General features: G+C 68.7%; 19 protein-coding genes. 10 read left to right on the forward strand and 9 right to left on the reverse strand.

Annotated features, from left to right (window positions below; translation table 11 throughout):
* The first annotated feature begins 30 nt into the window (after positions 1 to 30).
* The 3 genes from hpnD (at position 31) to ACF8ME_RS05925 (ending at position 3,421) form a co-directional block, all read left to right on the forward strand.
* Positions 31 to 876: a presqualene diphosphate synthase HpnD gene (gene hpnD / locus ACF8ME_RS05915; RefSeq protein WP_017404285.1), complete on the forward strand. Its 846-nt coding sequence runs from the start codon at positions 31 to 33 to the stop codon at positions 874 to 876.
* The gene (gene hpnE / locus ACF8ME_RS05920; protein ID WP_392415670.1) at positions 873 to 2,276 is read left to right on the forward strand and encodes a hydroxysqualene dehydroxylase HpnE; all 1,404 of its coding nucleotides are present in this window, start codon (positions 873 to 875) and stop codon (positions 2,274 to 2,276) included. The genes hpnD and hpnE overlap by 4 nt, the downstream gene beginning before the upstream one ends.
* Positions 2,277 to 2,401: 125 nt before the next feature.
* Positions 2,402 to 3,421, forward strand: a complete 1,020-nt coding sequence (locus tag ACF8ME_RS05925; protein WP_017404287.1) for a tripartite tricarboxylate transporter substrate binding protein — start codon at positions 2,402 to 2,404, stop codon at positions 3,419 to 3,421.
* A 45-nt stretch (positions 3,422 to 3,466) separates the two neighbouring features.
* On the opposite strand, the gene ACF8ME_RS05930 is transcribed toward ACF8ME_RS05925, so the two are convergent.
* On the reverse strand, positions 3,467 to 4,150 hold the full coding sequence (locus tag ACF8ME_RS05930; RefSeq protein WP_016449595.1) for a GntR family transcriptional regulator: 684 nt from the start codon (positions 4,148 to 4,150) through the stop codon (positions 3,467 to 3,469).
* 167 nt (positions 4,151 to 4,317) lie between these two features.
* On the opposite strand from ACF8ME_RS05930, the gene ACF8ME_RS05935 reads away from it, so the two are divergent.
* The 3 genes from ACF8ME_RS05935 to ACF8ME_RS05945 all read left to right on the forward strand — a co-directional run bounded on the left by ACF8ME_RS05935 (position 4,318) and on the right by ACF8ME_RS05945 (position 6,706).
* Complete coding sequence (locus ACF8ME_RS05935) at positions 4,318 to 4,716, forward strand: carboxymuconolactone decarboxylase family protein (RefSeq protein WP_012204485.1); 399 nt, start codon at positions 4,318 to 4,320, stop codon at positions 4,714 to 4,716.
* A gap of 10 nt (positions 4,717 to 4,726) precedes the next feature.
* A complete protein-coding gene (locus ACF8ME_RS05940) occupies positions 4,727 to 5,590 on the forward strand; it encodes an NAD(P)-dependent oxidoreductase (protein ID WP_047218330.1) in 864 nt (287 codons plus the stop codon).
* 132 nt (positions 5,591 to 5,722) lie between these two features.
* Positions 5,723 to 6,706 carry a tripartite tricarboxylate transporter substrate binding protein BugD gene (locus tag ACF8ME_RS05945; RefSeq protein ID WP_126311873.1) on the forward strand — a complete coding sequence of 328 codons (984 nt, stop codon included), beginning with the start codon at positions 5,723 to 5,725 and terminating at the stop codon, positions 6,704 to 6,706.
* 7 nt (positions 6,707 to 6,713) lie between these two features.
* On the opposite strand, the gene ACF8ME_RS05950 is transcribed toward ACF8ME_RS05945, so the two are convergent.
* From ACF8ME_RS05950 to ACF8ME_RS05965, 4 genes are read right to left on the reverse strand one after another with little or no spacing between them, the layout of a single operon-like run.
* Positions 6,714 to 7,304, reverse strand: coding sequence for a class I SAM-dependent methyltransferase (locus tag ACF8ME_RS05950; protein ID WP_392415672.1), 591 nt, complete (start codon positions 7,302 to 7,304; stop codon positions 6,714 to 6,716).
* Between the two features lie 19 nt (positions 7,305 to 7,323).
* Positions 7,324 to 7,536 carry a DUF2788 domain-containing protein gene (locus ACF8ME_RS05955; protein ID WP_016449600.1) on the reverse strand — a complete coding sequence of 71 codons (213 nt, stop codon included), beginning with the start codon at positions 7,534 to 7,536 and terminating at the stop codon, positions 7,324 to 7,326.
* A gap of 56 nt (positions 7,537 to 7,592) precedes the next feature.
* Positions 7,593 to 8,426 carry a DUF2189 domain-containing protein gene (locus tag ACF8ME_RS05960; protein ID WP_016454059.1) on the reverse strand — a complete coding sequence of 278 codons (834 nt, stop codon included), beginning with the start codon at positions 8,424 to 8,426 and terminating at the stop codon, positions 7,593 to 7,595.
* 30 nt (positions 8,427 to 8,456) lie between these two features.
* Positions 8,457 to 9,227: an HAD family hydrolase gene (locus ACF8ME_RS05965; RefSeq protein ID WP_016449602.1), complete on the reverse strand. Its 771-nt coding sequence runs from the start codon at positions 9,225 to 9,227 to the stop codon at positions 8,457 to 8,459.
* A gap of 91 nt (positions 9,228 to 9,318) precedes the next feature.
* Between ACF8ME_RS05965 and hemH the strand changes: the two genes are divergently transcribed.
* The 4 genes from hemH (at position 9,319) to ACF8ME_RS05985 (ending at position 12,913) form a co-directional block, all read left to right on the forward strand.
* Entirely contained in the window at positions 9,319 to 10,416 is a 1,098-nt protein-coding gene (gene hemH, locus ACF8ME_RS05970; RefSeq protein WP_392415673.1) for a ferrochelatase, read from the forward strand.
* A gap of 146 nt (positions 10,417 to 10,562) precedes the next feature.
* Complete coding sequence (locus ACF8ME_RS05975; RefSeq protein WP_392415675.1) at positions 10,563 to 11,537, forward strand: sulfurtransferase; 975 nt, start codon at positions 10,563 to 10,565, stop codon at positions 11,535 to 11,537.
* A 93-nt stretch (positions 11,538 to 11,630) separates the two neighbouring features.
* The gene (locus ACF8ME_RS05980; protein WP_016454056.1) at positions 11,631 to 12,728 is read left to right on the forward strand and encodes a YeeE/YedE thiosulfate transporter family protein; all 1,098 of its coding nucleotides are present in this window, start codon (positions 11,631 to 11,633) and stop codon (positions 12,726 to 12,728) included.
* Between the two features lie 11 nt (positions 12,729 to 12,739).
* Positions 12,740 to 12,913 carry a hypothetical protein gene (locus ACF8ME_RS05985; protein WP_392415677.1) on the forward strand — a complete coding sequence of 58 codons (174 nt, stop codon included), beginning with the start codon at positions 12,740 to 12,742 and terminating at the stop codon, positions 12,911 to 12,913.
* 13 nt (positions 12,914 to 12,926) lie between these two features.
* Here the strand turns inward: ACF8ME_RS05985 and ACF8ME_RS05990 are convergent, their stop codons facing one another.
* The 4 genes from ACF8ME_RS05990 to ACF8ME_RS06005 all read right to left on the reverse strand — a co-directional run bounded on the left by ACF8ME_RS05990 (position 12,927) and on the right by ACF8ME_RS06005 (position 18,339).
* Positions 12,927 to 13,922: a rhodanese-like domain-containing protein gene (locus tag ACF8ME_RS05990; RefSeq protein WP_016449606.1), complete on the reverse strand. Its 996-nt coding sequence runs from the start codon at positions 13,920 to 13,922 to the stop codon at positions 12,927 to 12,929.
* A 109-nt stretch (positions 13,923 to 14,031) separates the two neighbouring features.
* A complete protein-coding gene (locus tag ACF8ME_RS05995) occupies positions 14,032 to 14,952 on the reverse strand; it encodes an alpha/beta fold hydrolase (protein ID WP_392415678.1) in 921 nt (306 codons plus the stop codon).
* Positions 14,953 to 15,014: 62 nt separating this feature from the next.
* On the reverse strand, positions 15,015 to 17,219 hold the full coding sequence (locus ACF8ME_RS06000) for a D-(-)-3-hydroxybutyrate oligomer hydrolase (RefSeq protein ID WP_244386502.1): 2,205 nt from the start codon (positions 17,217 to 17,219) through the stop codon (positions 15,015 to 15,017).
* 52 nt (positions 17,220 to 17,271) lie between these two features.
* Positions 17,272 to 18,339: a branched-chain amino acid ABC transporter permease gene (locus ACF8ME_RS06005; RefSeq protein ID WP_016449609.1), complete on the reverse strand. Its 1,068-nt coding sequence runs from the start codon at positions 18,337 to 18,339 to the stop codon at positions 17,272 to 17,274.
* Positions 18,340 to 18,345: the final 6 nt, after the last annotated feature.

Raw genomic sequence — 18,345 nt, forward strand, 5'->3', positions numbered from 1 at the left:
CAAGCCGTCCATGGGACAATCCGGCCCCATATGAATCCGGATCAGTACGTCCAAGACAAGGCTGCCGCCTCGGGCAGCAGCTTTTATTACGCCTTCCTCTTCCTGCCGCGCGAGCGCCGTGCCGCCATCACCGCCTTTTATGCGTTCTGCCGCGAAGTGGACGACGTGGTGGACGAAGTCTCCGACCCCGGCGTGGCCGCCACCAAGCTCGGCTGGTGGCAGAACGAAGTGCACCAGGCCTTTGCAGGCAAGCCCTCCCATCCCGTGATGCGGGCGCTCATGCCGCATGCCCCGGTCTACGGCATCGAAGAGCGCCACCTGCAGGCGGTCATCGACGGCTGCCGCATGGACCTGGAGCAGACCCGCTACCTCGACTTCCCGGGCCTGGCGCGCTACTGCCACCTGGTCGCAGGCGTGGTCGGCGAAGTGGCCGCGCGCATCTTTGGCCAGACGCAGGAAGAAACCACGGCCTACGCCCACAAGATGGGCCTGGCCTTCCAGCTGACCAACATCATCCGCGACGTGGGCGAGGACGCCATGCGCGGACGCATCTACCTGCCCATCAGCGAGCTGCAGCAGTTCGACGTCAAGGCGCATGAGATCACCAAGCGCGAATACTCGGACCGCTTCACCGCGCTGATGCGCTTTCAGGCCGAGCGCGCCCACCGCCTCTACGACGAGGCCCTGGCCCTGCTGCCCGCGGCCGACCGCCGCACGCAAAAGCCCGGCCTGATGATGGCCAGCATCTACCGCACCCTGCTGCGCGAGATCGAGGCCGACGACTTCCGCGTGCTGCACCAGCGCATCAGCCTGCCGCCGCTGCGCAAGTTGTGGCTGGCCTGGAAGATGCAGGCGCTGGGGCGCATGGCGCGGTGAGCAGAGACAGCGCCAAAGACAAGCCGCGCACCTCTGTGCCGCGCGCCGCTCAGCCGCGCGCCGCCATCCTCGGCGGCGGCTGGGCCGGCTTCGCGGCCGCCCTTGCGCTGGCGCGCAGCGGCTGGCACATCACCCTGCACGAGGCCGCACGCGAGCCCGGCGGCCGTGCGCGCGGCATGGACCTCGACACGCCACAGGGCCCGCTGCGCGTGGACAACGGCCAGCACATCCTCATCGGTGCGTACACCGAAAGCCTGCGCCTCATGCGCGAGGTGGGTGTGGACCCTGAACGGGCGCTGCACCGCCAGCCCATGGCCCTGCCCTACGCCGATGGCAGCGGCCTGCGCTTTCCCGACTGGCCTGCGCCGCTGGATGCGCTGGCCGGCATTGCCACCGCACGCGGCTGGAGCCTGGGCGAGCGTGCAGCCCTGCTGGCGCGTGCCGTGCGCTGGCGGCTGGCGGGCTTTCGCTGCGTGCCGCAAGCCACCGTGGCCGGCCTGTGCGCCGGCCTGCCGCAGCGCCTGGTCAGCGAGTTCATCGACCCGCTGTGCATCTCGGCGCTCAACACACCCATTCACCTGGCCAGCGGCACGGTGTTCCTTCGCGTGCTGCGCGATGCGCTGTTCAGCGGCCGTGGCGGCTCGCATTTCCTGGTGCCGCGCCGTGACCTGGGCAGCCTGTTCCCGGCGCCGGCCGCACAGTGGCTGCAAGAGCGCGGCCACGCCGTGCGCCTGGGCAGCCGCGTGGCCGAACTGCAGCCCCAGGGCCCGCACTGGACGCTGGGCGCAGCCCAGGGCGAAGACGCGCCCTTCGACGCCGTGCTGCTGGCCTGCCCCGCGCCCGAGGCGGCGCGCCTGGCACTCACCGCCGCCGAGCACGACAGCCTGCCTGCACGCGACGGTATAGCCCTGCAGCGCTGGGCGCAGCTGGCCCAGGACCTGCTGCACCGCCCCATTGCCACCGTCTATGCGCAGACCTTTGACGCCTCCCACACCTTGCCCCCGGGCGCGCCCTGGTTGGCGCTGCGCTCCACGCCCGATGCGCCTGCGCAATTCGTCTTCGACCGTGGACAACTCGGCGGCCCTCAGGGCCTGATGGCCTTCGTCATCAGCGACAGCGCATCGGACCGCGACACCCTGCAGGCCCAGGTGCTGGCCCAGGCACAGGCCCAGTTGGGCTGGCATGGCCTGATCCCGCTGCGCACCGTGATCGACAAGCGCGCCACCTTCGCCTGCCTGCCCCAACTTCAGCGGCCCGGCCTGGAGCTGGGCCACGGCCTGTGGGCCTGCGGCGATCATGTGGACGGGCCGTATCCGGCCACCATCGAAGGCGCCGTGCGCAGCGGCATGCAGGCTGCCGAGGCCGCGGCCGCAGCCCATCGCACAGCACACACCGACTGACCCCCGGGTATCTCCGTAGCCTGCGGACCCCGGTTTGACAGCAGATTGACAGCCGCCAGCGCCACCATCGCTGGCGCCGCATCTGCTGCGGACCATCCACTACAACGATATCCAGGAGACCAGACATGCCTTCGCGCGACTTTCTTCACCACGCAGACCTGCCCCCGCTCAGCCGCCGCCAACTGCTGGCCGGCACGGGCGCCATGGCCCTGTCTGGCCTGCTGCCTGCGGCCGCGCTGGCGCAGGACGCCTGGCCCACGCGGCCCATCCGCTTTGTCGTGCCCTTTGCGCCGGGCGGCAGCTCGGAAATCGTGGCGCGCTCCACGGCGGCCGAGCTGTCCAAGACCCTGGGCCAGAACGTCTTCGTGGACAACAAGCCCGGCGCGGCCGGCAACATCGCCATGCAGGAAGTGGCGCGCGCCGATGACCAGAGCACCGTCATCCTGGGCCACATCGGCACCCTGGCCGTCAATCCCTACATCTTCGACAAGCTGCCCTACGACGCCAACAAGGACTTCCAGCCCGTCAGCCTGCTGGCCAAGGTGCCCAGCCTGTACGTGGTCCACCCCGATGTGCCGGTCAAGAACCTGCGCGAACTCATCGCCTACGCCAGGAAAAAGCCGGGCCAGCTCAGCTACGGCTCGGCCGGCAATGGCAGCGCCGGGCACCTGGCCTTCGAGTACCTGAAGATGACGGCCGAGATCTTCATGCTGCACGTGCCCTATCGCGGCACGGGGCCGATGATGACGGACCTGATGTCAGGCCGCCTGGACGCCGCCTCGGTCGGCGCCGCCGCCCTGCTGCCCTTCATCAAGGCAGGCAAGGTGCGCTGCATCGCCACGGGATCGACCCAGCGCCTGCCCCAGTTGCCCGATGTGCCCACCGTGGCCGAGCAGGGCTTCCCGGGCTTCGAGATGACCCAGTGGTACGGCATGCTCGCCCCCTCCAGCATGACCAAAGCCCACGTGGACAAGCTGGCCGCCGAGTGCGCCAAGGCCGTCAAGGCGCCCGACGCGCTCAAGCGCCTGCAGGGCGATGCGGCAGAGCCCATCGGCAGCACGCCCCAGCAGTTCGCGCAGTTCATTGCCTCCGAGCAGACACGCTGGCAGAAAGTGCTCAAGCGCGCCCAGGTCAAGCCGGACTGAGCGCACACGGACTGACACTCCCAGGTACAGGCGCAGGCCCCGGCATCAGCTGGCCGGGCCAGCCTTCTCGGCCATGGCGCGCAACACGCCCTGGCTGGCCTTTTGCACATGCTCGGCGCTCAGGCGCGCAGCCTGGTCCGCGTCGCCCTGCTCTATTGCCGTCACGATGGCATCCAGCTCGGCCAGCGTCTGCGGCAGGCGCCCGGGCTGGGACATGGAGATGCGCCGCAGCACCGTCACGCGGTTGTTCAGCTGCCGCAGCATCTGGCCGGCCACCAGATTGCCGCAGCCCTCGATCAGGATGTCGTAGAACTGGTTCTTGATCGCCAGCAGGGCCACCTTGTCGCTGGCCACGGCGGGCACGGCCAGCTCGCCCAGCTTGGCGCGCAGCGCGGCGCGCTGGCCTGCCGAGGCATGCAGCGCAAAGCCCCGGCTGGCCAGGCCCTCCAGGCTGGCCCGCACCTCGTAGATATCGCGCACCTCCTGCACCGAGATGTCCGTGACCTCGGGGCCACGGTGCGGAACGATGGTGATCAGCCCCTCGGCCTGCAAATGCTGCAGGGACTCGCGCAGGCACGAACGGCTCACATCAAGGCTCTCGCACAGTTCGCGCTCGGACAGCTTCTGGCCCGGCGCAAACACGCCATCGAGGATGGCCGTGCGCAGGGTCTGCGTCGTGCGCTGGCGCAGCGACGTTTCTTCGCGGGGGACACGCAGCATCTGGTTCATGGGACGAATCCTACCCGCCAATCCAGGGGCCGGACGGACTGACGGATTGTCATACACACACCTGGCCCGGCAGGCAATCCTGATTTTCATTAAGTAGGATTGTCTGACAATCTGATTAAATCCATTCCACCGAAAGACATCTTCACCGCCTTCCATCAGGAGTTTTCATGACCCGAGCCTACGCCCCCAAGAACCCCGCCCTCTTCGACCAGGGCCTGTCCACCCGCCGCGAGGTGCTGGGCGCCGAGTATGTCGATGCGTCCATCCAGAACGCAACGGACTTCAACATCGACATGCAGGAGCTGGTCACCCAGTACTGCTGGGGCGATGTCTGGAACCGCCCGGGCCTGGACCGCAGGACGCGCTCCTTCCTGAACCTGGCCATGATCACGGCGCTGAACCGCCCGCATGAACTCAAGCTGCATGTGCGCGGCGCCATCAACAACGGCCTGACCAAGGAAGAGGTCAAGGAGGTCTTCCTGCAGACCGCCATCTACTGCGGCGTGCCGGCCGCCATCGACTCCTTCCGCGTGGCTTCGGAAGTCTTCAAAGAGATGGACATCTGAGGCACGCAGCATGACCACCATAGGATTCATCGGCCTCGGAATGATGGGCCAGCCCATGGCCCACCTGCTGCACGCCGCAGGGCACGCCCTGGTCATCCGGGACGCCGTGCCCGCCGCCACCGCACGATTCGCGCAGGAGCATGCGGGTGTGGCCGTGGCATCCGGCGCGGCCGACTTTGCCGGCTGCAGCGTGGTCTTCACCATGCTGCCCGACTCCCGCATCGTCGATGCCGTGGTGGGCGAACTGGCCCCGCACCTGCCGCCCGGCGCCTGCATCATCGACATGAGCTCGGCCGACCCCAACCGCACGCGGGCGCTGGCCGGCCTGCTGGGCGAGCGCGGCATCGGGCTGCTGGATGCGCCGGTCTCCGGCGGCGTCAAGCGCGCCATTGCGGGCACGCTGTCCATCATGGTCGGCGGCGATGCGGACCTGCTCGCCCAGCACCTGCCGCTGCTGCAGCGCATGGGACAGGCCATCACCCATGTCGGTCCCGTGGGCGCGGGCCATGCGCTCAAGGCCTTGAACAACTATGTCTCGGCAGCGGCCCTCATCGCCACGGCCGAGGCCATCCACGCAGGCGCGGCCTTCGGCATTGCGCCGGCCACCATCGTGGACGTGATCAATGCCTCCACCGGCAAGAACAACACCACCGAAAACAAGGCCCACCAGTTCATGCTGAACGGTGCCTTCAACTCGGGCTTCTCGCTGGCGCTGCAGGCCAAGGACGTGGGCATTGCCCTGTCGCTGGGCCAGGCCATGCACACGCCCATGGCACTGGCCGAACAGGTCAGCGCCATGGCGGCCGACGCCTCCAGGTCCCTGGGACCCGCCGCCGACCACACCGAGCTGTACAGGTACGTGGCCCCGGCCTGAGCCTGCGCCGTCTCGCCGTCGGCAAGGGCCGCATGCGGCCCTTGCCTTCCTGCCTCACGCCTCCAAACACGCCACCGACAACCGGCCGCACAGAGCCGGCGGCCCCTGCACGCGCCTCCAGGAGACAAACCCATGCGCCCCCTCATCCGCAATCCACTCGCCCAGACCCTTCTCGCCGCCGCGCTGGCAGCAGCCAGCCTTGCCGCCCAGGCCTTCCCCAACAAGCCCGTCACCATCGTCGTTCCCTACGCGGCCGGAGGCTCCACCGACGTGCTGGCCCGCGTGCTGGCCGAGGCCATGACGCGCGACCTGGGCCAGCAGGTCATCGTCGAGAACCTGGGCGGCGCCGGTGGCACCATCGGCACCAGCCGCGTCACACGCGCCCAGGCCGACGGCCACACCCTGCTGCTGCACAACATGGGCATCGCCACGGCGCCCGCGCTCTACAGCAAGCTCGCTTTCGATGTGAGGCGCGACCTGGAACCCATCGCGCTGGCCGGCGACGTGCCCATGATCCTGGTGCGCAGCAAAGGCTTTGCGCCCGCCACGCTGGCGGACTTCATCGCCCACATGAAGGCCAAGCCGGGCGAAGTGCGCTTCTCGCATGCCGGCGTAGGCGCCACCTCCCACCTGTGCGCCATGCTGCTGCTGCAGACCACCTCCACCGAGGCCACCCTGGTGCCCTACCGTGGCACGGGTCCGGCCCTGCAGGACCTGGTGGCAGGCAATGTCGATGTCATCTGCGACCAGCCCGTGGCCACCGGCCCGCACATACAGGCAGGCATGCTCAAGGGCTACGCCGTCGCCACGCGCGAACGCCTGCCCTCCCTGCCCGATGTGCCCACCTTCGCGCAGGCAGGCCAGCCCGGTTTCGAGCTTGCCGTATGGCACGGCCTGTACGCCCCGCGAGGCACGCCCCAAGCCGTCATCGAGCGCCTCAACAAATCGCTGCGCACCGCCCTGGCCGAACCCGCCCTGGTCAAGCGCTTCACGGACATGAGCGTCATCATCCCGCCCGCAGACCGCCTCACCCCCGACGCCCTGCGCCAGCACACCGTCGCAGAAATCAAGCGCTGGGACCCGGTGATCAAGGCTGCGGGGGCCAAGGCCGAGTAACGCCGCACTACGACGACACCGGCCTGCGGGCCACGACATCAAAGCGATGCCAGTGCTTGGGGCCCCGCATGCTGGGGGCCATGCCATCGAACTCATTGAAGGCCAACAGCTCCATGCCATCCAAAAGGCGCAAGACCTGATCACGCGAATGAAAGCTCATGGACTGCGAATCGGCCCAGGCATCGCGCGGCCCGAAAAAATGACCGGCGAACACACCGCCCGGACGCAGCGCAGAACGCACCAGCGACCAAAACGCATCGAAGTACTCAGGATGGCAAAAGGGCAGGCTCAGTCCAGCGTGGATCAGATGCGCTGCAGGCAAAGAGGAAAGATCCTCGAAACGGCAAGCCTGCAGCGTCAAAGCGCCGGACGCCTGCGATGCCAGGGGGCGCAAGCCCTCGATGGCCGCAGGTTCGCTGTCGATGGCGTGGACGCGCCAGCCGGTATTGAGCAGCACGCGGCACTCATGGCCCGCGCCACAGCCCAGATCGATGGCCGCTTTATCTGCCGTATCACCCGCCAACGCGTCAAGCGCCTGCACCAGCAGGGGAGATATCTTGCGTCCCTCGGTAAAGCGGTAGTAGTCCGTCCAGCTCATGGGTGTGACGCCTGCGGCGTCATCTCTCCATCCACCACTGGATGACGATCTTGGCGACGTAGCCGACAAAGCCCACGCCCAGGCCCAGGAAGATCACGAAGGTGCCGAACTTTCCTGCCTTGGACTGGCGTGCCAGCTGCAGGATGATGAACACCATGAAGAGGATGAAGGCCCCCACGCCATAGGTGAGGAAGAAATGGGCGATCTGTTCTTCTGTATACCCGAATATCACGACAACACCGTCCTACATCCTCCCCTGCAGGCCCGGCCGGTCCGGGCCCGCCCGGCTCAGCGCGCCGCAAAGGTCGACGCATCCACCAGGTCGCGGTACGCATGCCAGCTCGCGTGCCCCAGCAGGGGCATCACGGCCACCAGTCCCAGCAGCCAGCTGCCCAGGCCCAGCAGGGTCAACAACACAATGAGGGCGGCCCACAGTGCCAGAGGCACAGGGTTGGCCAGCACGGCCAACCAACTGGTCAGCACGGCCTGGCGCACCGTCACCCGCCTGTCCAGCATCAGCGGCATGGCCACCACGCTGGACGCAAAAATAGGCGCTGCCAGAAAACTGCCCAGCGCCAGCCATATCGCAAACAACTGCCCGTCGCGGGCCAGCACCACGTGCTGCACGAAATCCGCCGGAGTGGCAATGCGCACGGGCGAGAGCACGGTGATCAGCGACGCCGACACCAGCACCCAGCCCGTGGCCGCCAGCGACAGCAGCAGCCCGAACTGCACCAGGCACCAGTAGCCGCCCTGCCCCTCGGCCTTGGCCGCATGGCCGTTTTGCCAGCGCGTCCAGGTACGCCGCACCAGGGACAGATCGGCAGCCTCGCCGCGCTCCAGCGCACGGCTGATGGCGTAGAGGCTGGTCGCCACGACAGGGCCGACGATCAGGAACCCCGACAGGGCCCCGGCCATCAGCCAAAAGCGATTGTGCCCCAGCGTCAAGATCAAAAACCCGATCAAGGTCAAGACCAGGCCATGTGCCAGGCTCAGCCAGGGCGCCCTGGCCATGTCGCGCGCGCCACGCGCCAGCCAGCTCAGGGGGTGTTTCCAGCCGATGCTGCGCACGGCGGGGAGGACGGGGGGGTGAAGGAAAGCTGTGCTGTGGCTGATGGGCATGGCGTGGCGCGGCTTCGCGGGCAGGCAGGGTCAGCTGTCAGCCAGCCCCTGGCACAACTGCGCAAGGCTGGCCACCGTGACGTGGGGCGTGGACCCCTCGTGAGGCCATGCTACGCCCGTGCGGTTGAGCCAGACTGCGTGCATACCCGCATCCATGGCGCCCAGCGCATCGAGCCGCGCGTCGTCGCCAATGTGCAGCACCTCGTCAGGCGCCACGCCAGCCGCCGCCGCTGCCGCGTGGAAAAAGCGCACATCGGGCTTGGCCATGCCGGCCTTGCTGGCGCTCAGCGCGGCATGGAAATGCTCGCCGATGCCCACCACATGCACGCTGGCGTTGCCATTGCTCAAGGCCACCACGGGCCAGCGCGCGGCCAGGAACTGCAGGGCGGGCAGCGCGTCCTCGTACAGGTCCACGCGCTGGCGCTCGGCAAAGAAAAGATCGAAGGCCGGCTCGGCCAGCGCGCCGTCGTCGCCATTGCGCTGCAGCGCCAGGCGGATGGACTCGCGGCGCAGGCCGCTCAGGTCATGGGCCAGGTCGGGACGATCGCGCTCGATCTGCACGCGGATGGCGCGCACGGCGGCCACGTCGCGCAGCGCCGCGGCCGTGGCCGGCGCATGGGTGTGCAGCCAGTCCAGCAGCACCTGTTCGGCACGCGAGATGGCCGGCCACACAGGCCACAGCGTGTCATCCAGATCGATGGATATGGCGCGGATGCGGCCGCTGCGGCGCAACTGCTGCAAGGCGGTCAGTGCAGGGGCAAATGAGGATTCGGCGAGGGGAGCGGTGGTGGCTTGGGACATGGTCCGAGCATAGCGAAGGCAGCCGCTGCAGGCTGCCGCCGGGTCATCGGGCTCGCATGGCAGGCCGCCGCGTCCTGCCACAATCGGGGCCATGCCATCCCGCTTTGCGCCAGAACCCTCATTCCGCCACGACCAACCCCAGCGCACCGCCGTGCTGCTGTGCAACCTTGGAACGCCCGACGCGCCCACGGCCCCGGCCGTGCGCCGCTACCTGGCGCAATTCCTGGGCGACGACCGCGTGGTCGAGATCCCCAGGATTGCCTGGTTGCCCATCCTGCACGGCATCATCCTGCGCACGCGGCCGGCCAAGTCGGCGGCCAAGTACGCCACCGTCTGGCATGAGAAGGACGGCTCCCCCCTTCAGCACTGGAGCGAGCGCCAGGCCCTGCTGCTGCGCGGCTGGCTGGGCGAGGCCGGGCACAACGTGCTGGTGCGCCATGCCATGCGCTACGGCAACCCGTCCATCCCCAGCGTGCTCGATGCCCTCAAGGCCGAGGGCGCCACGCGTATCCTCATCCTGCCGCTGTACCCGCAGTACTCGGGCACGACCACGGCCAGCGTGTTCGACGCGGTCTACGACTGGGCCCGCACCCAGCGCCACATCCCCGAGCTGCGCTTCGTCAACCGCTACCACGACGACGCTTCCTACATCGACGCGCTGGCCCAGCGCATCGAGGCCCATTGGCGCGGCAACGGCCGTGGCGAGAAACTGGTCATGAGCTTTCACGGCGTGCCCGAGCGCACGCTGCACCTGGGCGACCCCTACCACTGCGAATCGCGCAAGACCGCAAGGCTGCTGGCCGAGCGCCTGGGCCTGTCGCCCTCGCAATACCTGGTGACCTTCCAGTCGCGCTTTGGCAAGGCCAAATGGCTGGAGCCCTATACCGAGCCCTCGCTGATCGAGCTGGCACGCAGCGGCACCAAGCGCGTGGACGTGGTCTGCCCCGGCTTCACCAGCGACTGCCTGGAAACGCTAGAGGAAATCAGCCAGGAAGCGCGCGAGGCCTTCATGCATGCGGGCGGCGAGCAGTTCGAGTACATCGCCTGCCTCAACGACAGCGCACCCTGGATCACGGCGCTGAGCCGCATCGCCCAGCAGCACCTGCAGGGCTGGCCCACGCAGAAGGCGCCGCAGGCCGAACTCGACGCCAGCCTGGAGCGTGCCAAGGCCGTGGGCGCACAACGCTGAGGCCGTCCTGCATCCTTTGCACCGCGCCATATAACCCTGCCTCATGAGCAGAATGCATAAGCGTCTTTGTATATAGATGCTGCAAGCGGGACAATTGCACCTCTGTTGCTTGTCCCGCCGGTCTTCCATGGCCGGCCCCAGCCATCATGACCAAGACCTTTTCCCCTGCTCTGCGCCTGGCGGCCCCGCTGCTGGCGCTGGGCCTTGCCTGCACCGCCCTGGGCACGGCCCACGCCGCCGAACCCCTGCTCACGCCCGCAGGCGTGCAGGCCGCCGCCGGCCAGGACGCCGTGCGCATCATCGACATCCGCGATCCCAAGGCCTATGGCGAGCGCCACATTCCCGGTGCGCTCAACGCTCCCTACGGCAAATGGCGCGGCCCCGCCACCAACCCCGGTGAACTGCCGGAGCTGCCCAAGCTCACCGAACTCGTGCAGTCCCTGGGGCTGACGCCGGCCACCCACGCCATCGTGGTCTCCACGGGCGCGAACGCCACCGACTTCGGCGCCGCAGCGCGCGTGTACTGGACGCTCAAGCTGCTGGGCCTCAAGGAGCTGTCCGTGCTCAACGGCGGCATGAAGGCCTGGAACGAGCAAAAGCTCCCGCAGGACAACGAGGCCGTCAAAGTGGCCCGCAGCAGCTACCAGCCCCAGCTGGACACCAGCCTGATCGCCACGCGCGAGGATGTGGGCCAGCATGTCAGGCTCAGCAACGCCGCCCTGGTGGACTCGCGCCCCGACGCCTTCTACCAGGGCAAGACGCGCGCGCCGGCCGCCAAGCTCTCGGGCACCCTGCCCGGCGCGCAGCAGCTGGACTTCAACCAGTGGTTCGTGCCCGGCACCTCCACCTTTGTCGATACCGCAACGGCCAAGCAGATCGCGGCCAAGGTCAAGCGCGAGCAGGGCCAGGACATGGTGGCCTTCTGCAACACCGGCCACTGGGCGGCCACCGACTGGTTCGGCCTGTCCGAAGTCGCAGGCCTGCCGGGCGTCAAGCTGTATGCGGGCTCCATGGTGGACTGGACGCAGCAGGCCGATGCGCCGCCCATGGCCAACCAGCCCGGCCGCGCCGAATCCCTGGCCTACGACGCCAAGCAGTGGTGGGAAAAAAAGTTCAAGTAAACACCCCCTGAGGCGCTTGCGCGCCTTTCCCCCGTGGCACGGCGCCTCTCTACCCGCTTCGCGGGGGAGGGCGACTGCATGGAGAAAAATGATATGAAACGACTTCCTCTTGCGGCCATCCTGGCCGTTTTCTTTGGCTGGCTTCTGTGGAGCGTCTCGGTGCGCCAGGCCGCGCTGTTCGCCGTGGGCCTGGGCCTGGGCGCGGTGCTGGCCGGCAAGCGCTTCGGCTTCACCACCGGCTGGCGCATGCTGATCGAGGACAAGGACGCCAGCGGCGTCTTCGGCCAGTTGCTGCTGCTGGCGCTGGCCGCTGCGCTGGCCATGCCGCTGCTGGGCCACTATCCCGAACTCACGGCTGCCCTGGGCCCGCCCAGCATCAGCCTGCTGGTGGGTGCCTTCGTCTTCGGCCTGTGCATGCAGATCGCGGACGGCTGCGGCAGCGGCACGCTGTACAAGGCCGGCATGGGCATTCCCATGAATGCGGCCATCCTGCCCGTGTTTGCCATCGGCAGCTTCCTGGGCAGCCTGCACCTGGGCTGGTGGCTGGACCTGGGCAACACCCAGCCCGTGGGCCTGGTCACGGCCTGGGGCTGGGCCCCTGCCCTGCTGGCCACGCTGGCTGCGCTGGCCGTGGTCGCGCTGGGCGTGGCCTGGTATGTGCGTGGCGCCAACGTGGCACTCAAGCGCCCCGCCAAGCCGCTGTTCGTGCGCAAGTGGGTGGTGGGTGCCGTGCTGCTGGCCGTGCTGGCCACGCTCAACCTCATCATTGCGGGCCAGCCCTGGGGCGTGGTCTACGGCTTCGGCCTGTGGGCCGCCAAGATCGCCAACGCCACAGGCGCCGTGGATCTGGCAGGCAACTGGTTCTGGAGCCAGCCCGGCAACGCCGCGCGCCTGCACGAGACCGTGCTGCTGGACGTGACCAGCATCACCAACATCGGCATCCTGGGCGGCGCCCTGTGGGTGGCTGCCGCCAAGCCCGTCAATGCCAAGCCGCTCACGGGCACGCAATGGATGGTGGCCCTGGTGGCAGGCCTGGTGCTGGGCTACAGCTCGCGCCTGGCTTTCGGCTGCAATGTGGGCGCCATGCTCTCGGGCATCTCCACGGGCAGCATCCACGGCTGGATCTGGGTGCCGCTGGCCTTTGCCGGCACCATCTTCGGCCTGCGCATCCGCCGCCACTTCAACTTCTGAAAGGACCCGCCATGACACAACAGAACAGCCTGCGCGCGGTCTTCTGGGCCGTGCTCGTCCTCTTCCTGGCCTGGGACCACCTGCACTCGCCCCTCGTGGACCTGCGCTTCGAGGCACCGCTGATCGCGGCCGGATCGGGCAAGGCCACGCAAGGCGGGCATTGCTCGATGCCGGCGGGCAAATAGACCAAGGCTAAGGTCAGGGGACGCTGGGCGCCGGCCCCTCATCCGCGCCAGCCGTCACGGGCAGCGGCGCGGTTTCCACGTCGAAGCCAGCCGCCTGCCAGGCCTTGAGGCCGCCCACCAGCGGGCGCACGTTGGCGAAGCCCGCGCGCTGCAGCTGGCGCGCCAGCCGCGCGGCCGAGATTTCATTGGGACAGTCGCAATAGACCACCACCCCGTGGGGATGGTCGTGCTGGGGCAGCAGGTGCGCATGCGACTCGCCGCCATCGCGCGGGCGCAGCTCCCAGGACTGTGCACCCGGGATATGGCCCTGGCGGTACTGCGGCAGGGCGCGCACATCGATCACCGTGGGCTGCATGCCCTGGGCATGCAGGCCCGCCAGCTCGCGCACCGACATGCGCGGCATGCGCAATGAACGCACCATGCGATGGCGCTGCCACCACTTGCGCACGATGAACAGCCCCAGCGCCACGGCCAGGAGCAACAGGCCCCACTGGCCCAGCGCGGTGAGCACGCCCAGCAGGTCTTCCACCGTGGAGCTGAACAGCGAGCCCAGGTACACGGCCGAGCCTACCCAGATCAGCGCACCCAGCCCGTCATACAGCACGAAGCTGCGCAGCGGCGTGCCCATCACGCCGGCCAGCGCGCTGGCGATGGAGGCGAAGCCCGGCACGAACTTGGCCACCAGCAGCGACCTTGCGCCCCAGCGGCCATAGACGGTCTCGGTCTGGCGGATGCAGGCATCGGGCGACAGCGAGATGCGGCAGATGCGTCCCAGCACACGGTGGCCGTAGGCCTTGCCGGCCTGGTACCAGAACAGGTCGGCAATCAGCGCCGCGCTCACGGCCACGGCCACCAGCCACAGCAGGCGCACCCAGTCGGCGCCTTCCAGCGCGCCGGTCACGACCAGCACCGGGTAGGCCGGAATCGGCGCACCCAGCTGTTCGACGAACACATTGAGAAAGACGATGCCGAAGCCGTACTCGCGGATCAGCTCCACCAGAAAACCCATGTCAGGCCTCTCTTGCCCAGACGGTGCCCGCGCCCGAAAAGAAGGCGAGGCTGCACCCGTCGCAAATGCTAGCGCGGCAGCAACATCCGCGCCCGGCCCGGGTTGATGCTCAGCCGCGCTGCAGATGCTCCAGCACCCATTGCCAGTGCGCGGGCACGTTCAGCGCCGGCGCATGGCCGCAGCCGGGCACCTCCTGCCAGTGCAGCAGGCCGCGCGCGCCGGGGCCGCGCGTGGTCATTTCCCGGGCCACCTCGGGCAGCACCAGGTCCGAGTCCACACCCCGCAGCAGCAGCACGGGGATCTCCAGCGCGTCGTAGTGCGGCCAGATGCCGTAGTCGTCGTCATGGGCCGTGAACTGCTCGATCATGGCCGGGTCGTAGTGCGGCGTGACGCGCCCATCGGGCAGGCGGCGCACGCTGGTTTCGGTGAGCTTGCGCCACTCGGAGTCGCTTAACCAGCCATAGGGCCGGTAGGCCTGGCGAAAGAACGCCTCCAGCTCGCCCACGGTGTCGAAGGCCGGCGGCTCGCCCGCATAGGCCTTGATGCGCGCCAGCGCTGACTCGGCCAGCTGCGGCGCATTGTCGTTGAGCACCAGCGTCGCAATGCGTGCGCGCAGCGAAGGCTCGAACAGGCCCGAGGCGCAGACCGTGCCGATGGCCCCGCCCATGGACGTGCCCACCCAATGCGCTCGCTCCAGCCCCAGCGCATCGAACAGCCCGCGCGCAATGCGGGCGTAGAAGCCCAGCCGGTATTCCTCGCGCGGCGCGCGGCTCCACTGGCTCAGGCCCCGGCCCAGCGTGTCGGGGCAGACCACGCGCCAGCCCTGCCCCGCCAGGAACTGCGCCAGCGCATCCATGTCGCGCCCCGTGCGTGCCAGCCCGTGCCAGGCGACGACGGTGCCCGCTGGCGCCACATCGGGCGCAGGCTGCCAGTCCATGTAGTGGATCTCATAGCCCGAGCAGTGCGCGTAGCGGGAATCCGGCACGGCAACAAAAGGGGATGCGGACGAGGGTGATGCTGTGGAAGCCATGGAAGAAATCTCTGTGCAGGAGCGGCCGGCCGCCGTGGCAGCCGGCCGCCCCGGGGCCTGGCTCACTCAGGGATGCGGATCAACCCGTCGCTGACCTCGATGGTGTTGGCCGTTGCGGGCCGCGTCACGAAGGGCGGCACCTGGGCCGCCGTGATGGCAGGCGCCGCGCCCGGCTGGCCGCCGCGCGGCGTGGTGCGCACCACCTGGCTGGCGGGCAGCGCGGTGCTGCTGCGCAGGTTGGCCCACACGGCATCCATGGCCTGGTTGAAGTACGGGTGCAGCGGCACGAAGCGCGTGTCGAAGCCCGAGAACGGCAGGAAGGCATCGAAGTGCTGGGCATTCACCACCTCGATATAGCGCAGCCGCGTGCTGGAGCCATCCAGGCCACGGTTGAGCACCGTGTAGGCGCGCGCATTGTGGTTGACCGGCACCAGCGCATCGCTGCGGCCCGCCACGATGATGGTGGGCTTGCCGCGCAGCCTGCCGGTATGCAGCACCTCGTTGATGCCGGCGCGCACGGCGTCGCTCTGGGCGCGCGTGGGCACGCTGCTCTCGGACAGGTTGAAGCCGGTCACCGGATCGAAGCCCGTCACCAGCGCGTGCTGGCACAGCGCGTTGTCCAGCCCGAAGTCGGCCACGCGCGTGGAGGGCGACACGGCAAACTGCCAGGCCTTGGCCCCGCCCACCGAGTCGTTGTAGACCACCGTGGCAGGCGTGCCGTTGGCCGTGCCATTGGCCGTGGCAAAGCTCTGGGCCAGCGCGGCCCCCGTGGCGGGCACCACGTCGCCCGTGGCATTGGCGGCAGCAAAGCTGGTGCGGCACAGGTTGGCATCCACGCCAAACCGGCCATAGGCCATGGTGTACATGGCCGACAGGATGGGGCCGTTGCCCAGCGCGTAGTGGGCGTTGTGCATGCGGTCGTGGTCGCGCGTCCAGCCGTACAGGCGCAGCTTGCTCAGCGCATTGGCGGCGCGGTCGGCCGTGGTGGCGCCGATGACCAGGCCCTTGGCGGCCAGGCTGGTGCAGCGTGCCTCGGCCCGCGCCGTCATGGCGGTGAGGCCTATGTAGTTGAAGATGGAGGTCTCGGTCAGCGCCGCATCGGGAGCCAGCGCCGCGCAGGGCTGGTAGATGTTGCCGTAGGTGGTGTACTCGGCCAGCGTGCGGCCCGGGTTGGGCATGGTCGCATTGCCCACGGCAATGGTGTAGCCCTGGCGCGTGGGCATCTCGGTCACGGGTTCGGAGGCCACCACGCCGTCGATCAGGCCGTCCGCATCCAGCTCGGCCGCGCGCAGCACGGCCGCGCCGCCGTTGGAGGCCGAGCCCGCCAGCACCAGCGTGTTGTCCTTGCCGAAGGGCACGGGGTCCTGCGTGGTGCCATAGCGCGCATTGAGCACGTACAGCGCATAGCGGGCCGCGGCCAGCGTGTCGTTGCCCCAGTCCTTTTCAGGGTTCTGCTGGGAATGCGCGTGCTTGATGGCAATGCGGTTGGGAAACGCCGCGTTGTAGGCGGCGCGCGCCGCATCGGTCAGCCGTGCGGCAAAGAAGGACAGGCTGCCGGCGTCCGTGCGCGTGGCGCGGGTGCCGTCCAGCTTGTTGACGGTGTCGTCGCTCAGGTTGTGCAGGCCCACGCCCTTGCCCGCGTCGGTCAGCGCCACGGCGCAGCCCTTTTTCAGGCCCCACTCGCCCGCCGTGCCGATGGCGCCATACACGCCGCGCGAGCCCGAGGACGGGCCCAGCACGATGCAGGGCCGGTTGCGGTCAAAGCTGTCCGGCACCTGCACGGCCACCATGGTCTGCTTGCGGCCCGTGCCGTCGTCCAGCACGGCCAGGTACTCGCGCCCGGGGATCAGCCCTTCGCCCGCAGTCACCTGCCCGTCTGCCGTGATGTTGGGGCCGTACAGCGTGCCGTAGCCGCCGCCCGCCGTGGGGTCCAGGATGCCCCGGTAGTTGGAGTACAGCGCATTGCGCCGAAGCTCCGCCGCCGTGGGATTGGCCGGGTCCGCGTACAGGGGCGCGGCTGCGGCGCCCAGGCCCGTCTTGCCCAGGCCGCCCGTCAGCAAGTCCTGCGTGGCTGCCGTGGCACCCGTGCCGGTGGCCGTGGCCGGATACACCGTGGCGCCCAGCTCGGTAAAGCCCTTGGGCAGGTCGTTGCTGGGCTCACGCTCGCCGCTGCCGCAGGCCGCCAGCGCGGCCGCCGCCAGCGCCGTGACGGCCCAGCGCCACGGGGTTGCAGGAATCGACGACACCATCTCTTCACGCTTCAACATGCCCATCTCCTTGTGGTAGTTCTCTGATGCACGAATGCGCCAGGGGCCCTGGTCAGGCTCCGGCGCGGGAAGAACGCAGACGCCCCACGACGCCCGTGGGGAAATAGTAGACCGACAACACGAACAGCACGCCCAGCCACAGCAGCCAGCGGTCGGGCGACAGCAGCGCGGCCAGCCAGGGCAGGCTGTGCGCGGCCTCGCTGGCCACGCGCAGCAGGTCCTGCAGATAGCTCTGGGCGATGAGGAACAGCACCGAGCCGATCGCCGCGCCATAGATGGTGCCCATGCCGCCGATCACCACGATCAGCAGGCAGTCCATCATGATCTCGAACGACAGCGAGGTATCTGGCCCGTTATAGCGCAGCCACAGCGCCAGCATGGCACCGGCCACACAGGCGAACAGGGCCGACAGCACGCTGGACAGGGTGCGGTACACCACCACGCGGTAGCCGATGGCCTCGGCACGGAACTCGTTCTCGCGGATGGCCTGCAGCACGCGGCCGAACGGGGAATTGACGATGCGCAGCAGCGCCAGCACCAGCGCCACGGCCAGCACGAACAGCAGGTAGTAGGTGATGATGCGCCCGTCGATCAGCACGCCCAGCACCTCATTCTCGAAGGGCTCGAAGCTGGGCGACAGCCACTCGGGCAGCTTGAAGCTCAGCCCGTCCTCCCCGCCCGTCCATTCCGACAGTTGGGAGGCCAGCGTCTGGAACGCCGCCGCCACGGCCAGCGTGATCATGGCAAAGAAGATGGCCCGCACGCGCAGCGAGAACAGGCCGATGGCCAGCGACAGCAGCAGCGACACCAGCAGCGCCGCGCCCAGGCCCAGCGCCAGCGCGCCCCAGCCCGCGCCCATGCGCGACGATGCAATCGCCACCCCATAGGCGCCAATGCCGAAGAACATGGTGTGCGCAAAGCTCACGATGCCGGTATAGCCCAGCAGCAGATCGAAGCTGGCCACCAGCACCACGAAGATCAGCACCTTGGCCGCCACGTTCAGCGCCTTCACGCCCGGGAACACGAAGGGCGCTGCCGCCAGGCCCAGGAAGATCAACAGCAGCAGCACCGCCAGCACGCGGCTGCGCGGCAGGTCGCCAGAAAGCAATCGGTTGAGCATGTCGAT

Origin of the sequence: Delftia sp. WSY_7 (assembly GCF_043104845.1) — a bacterium.
GTDB classification, from domain to species: domain Bacteria; phylum Pseudomonadota; class Gammaproteobacteria; order Burkholderiales; family Burkholderiaceae_C; genus Comamonas; species Comamonas tsuruhatensis.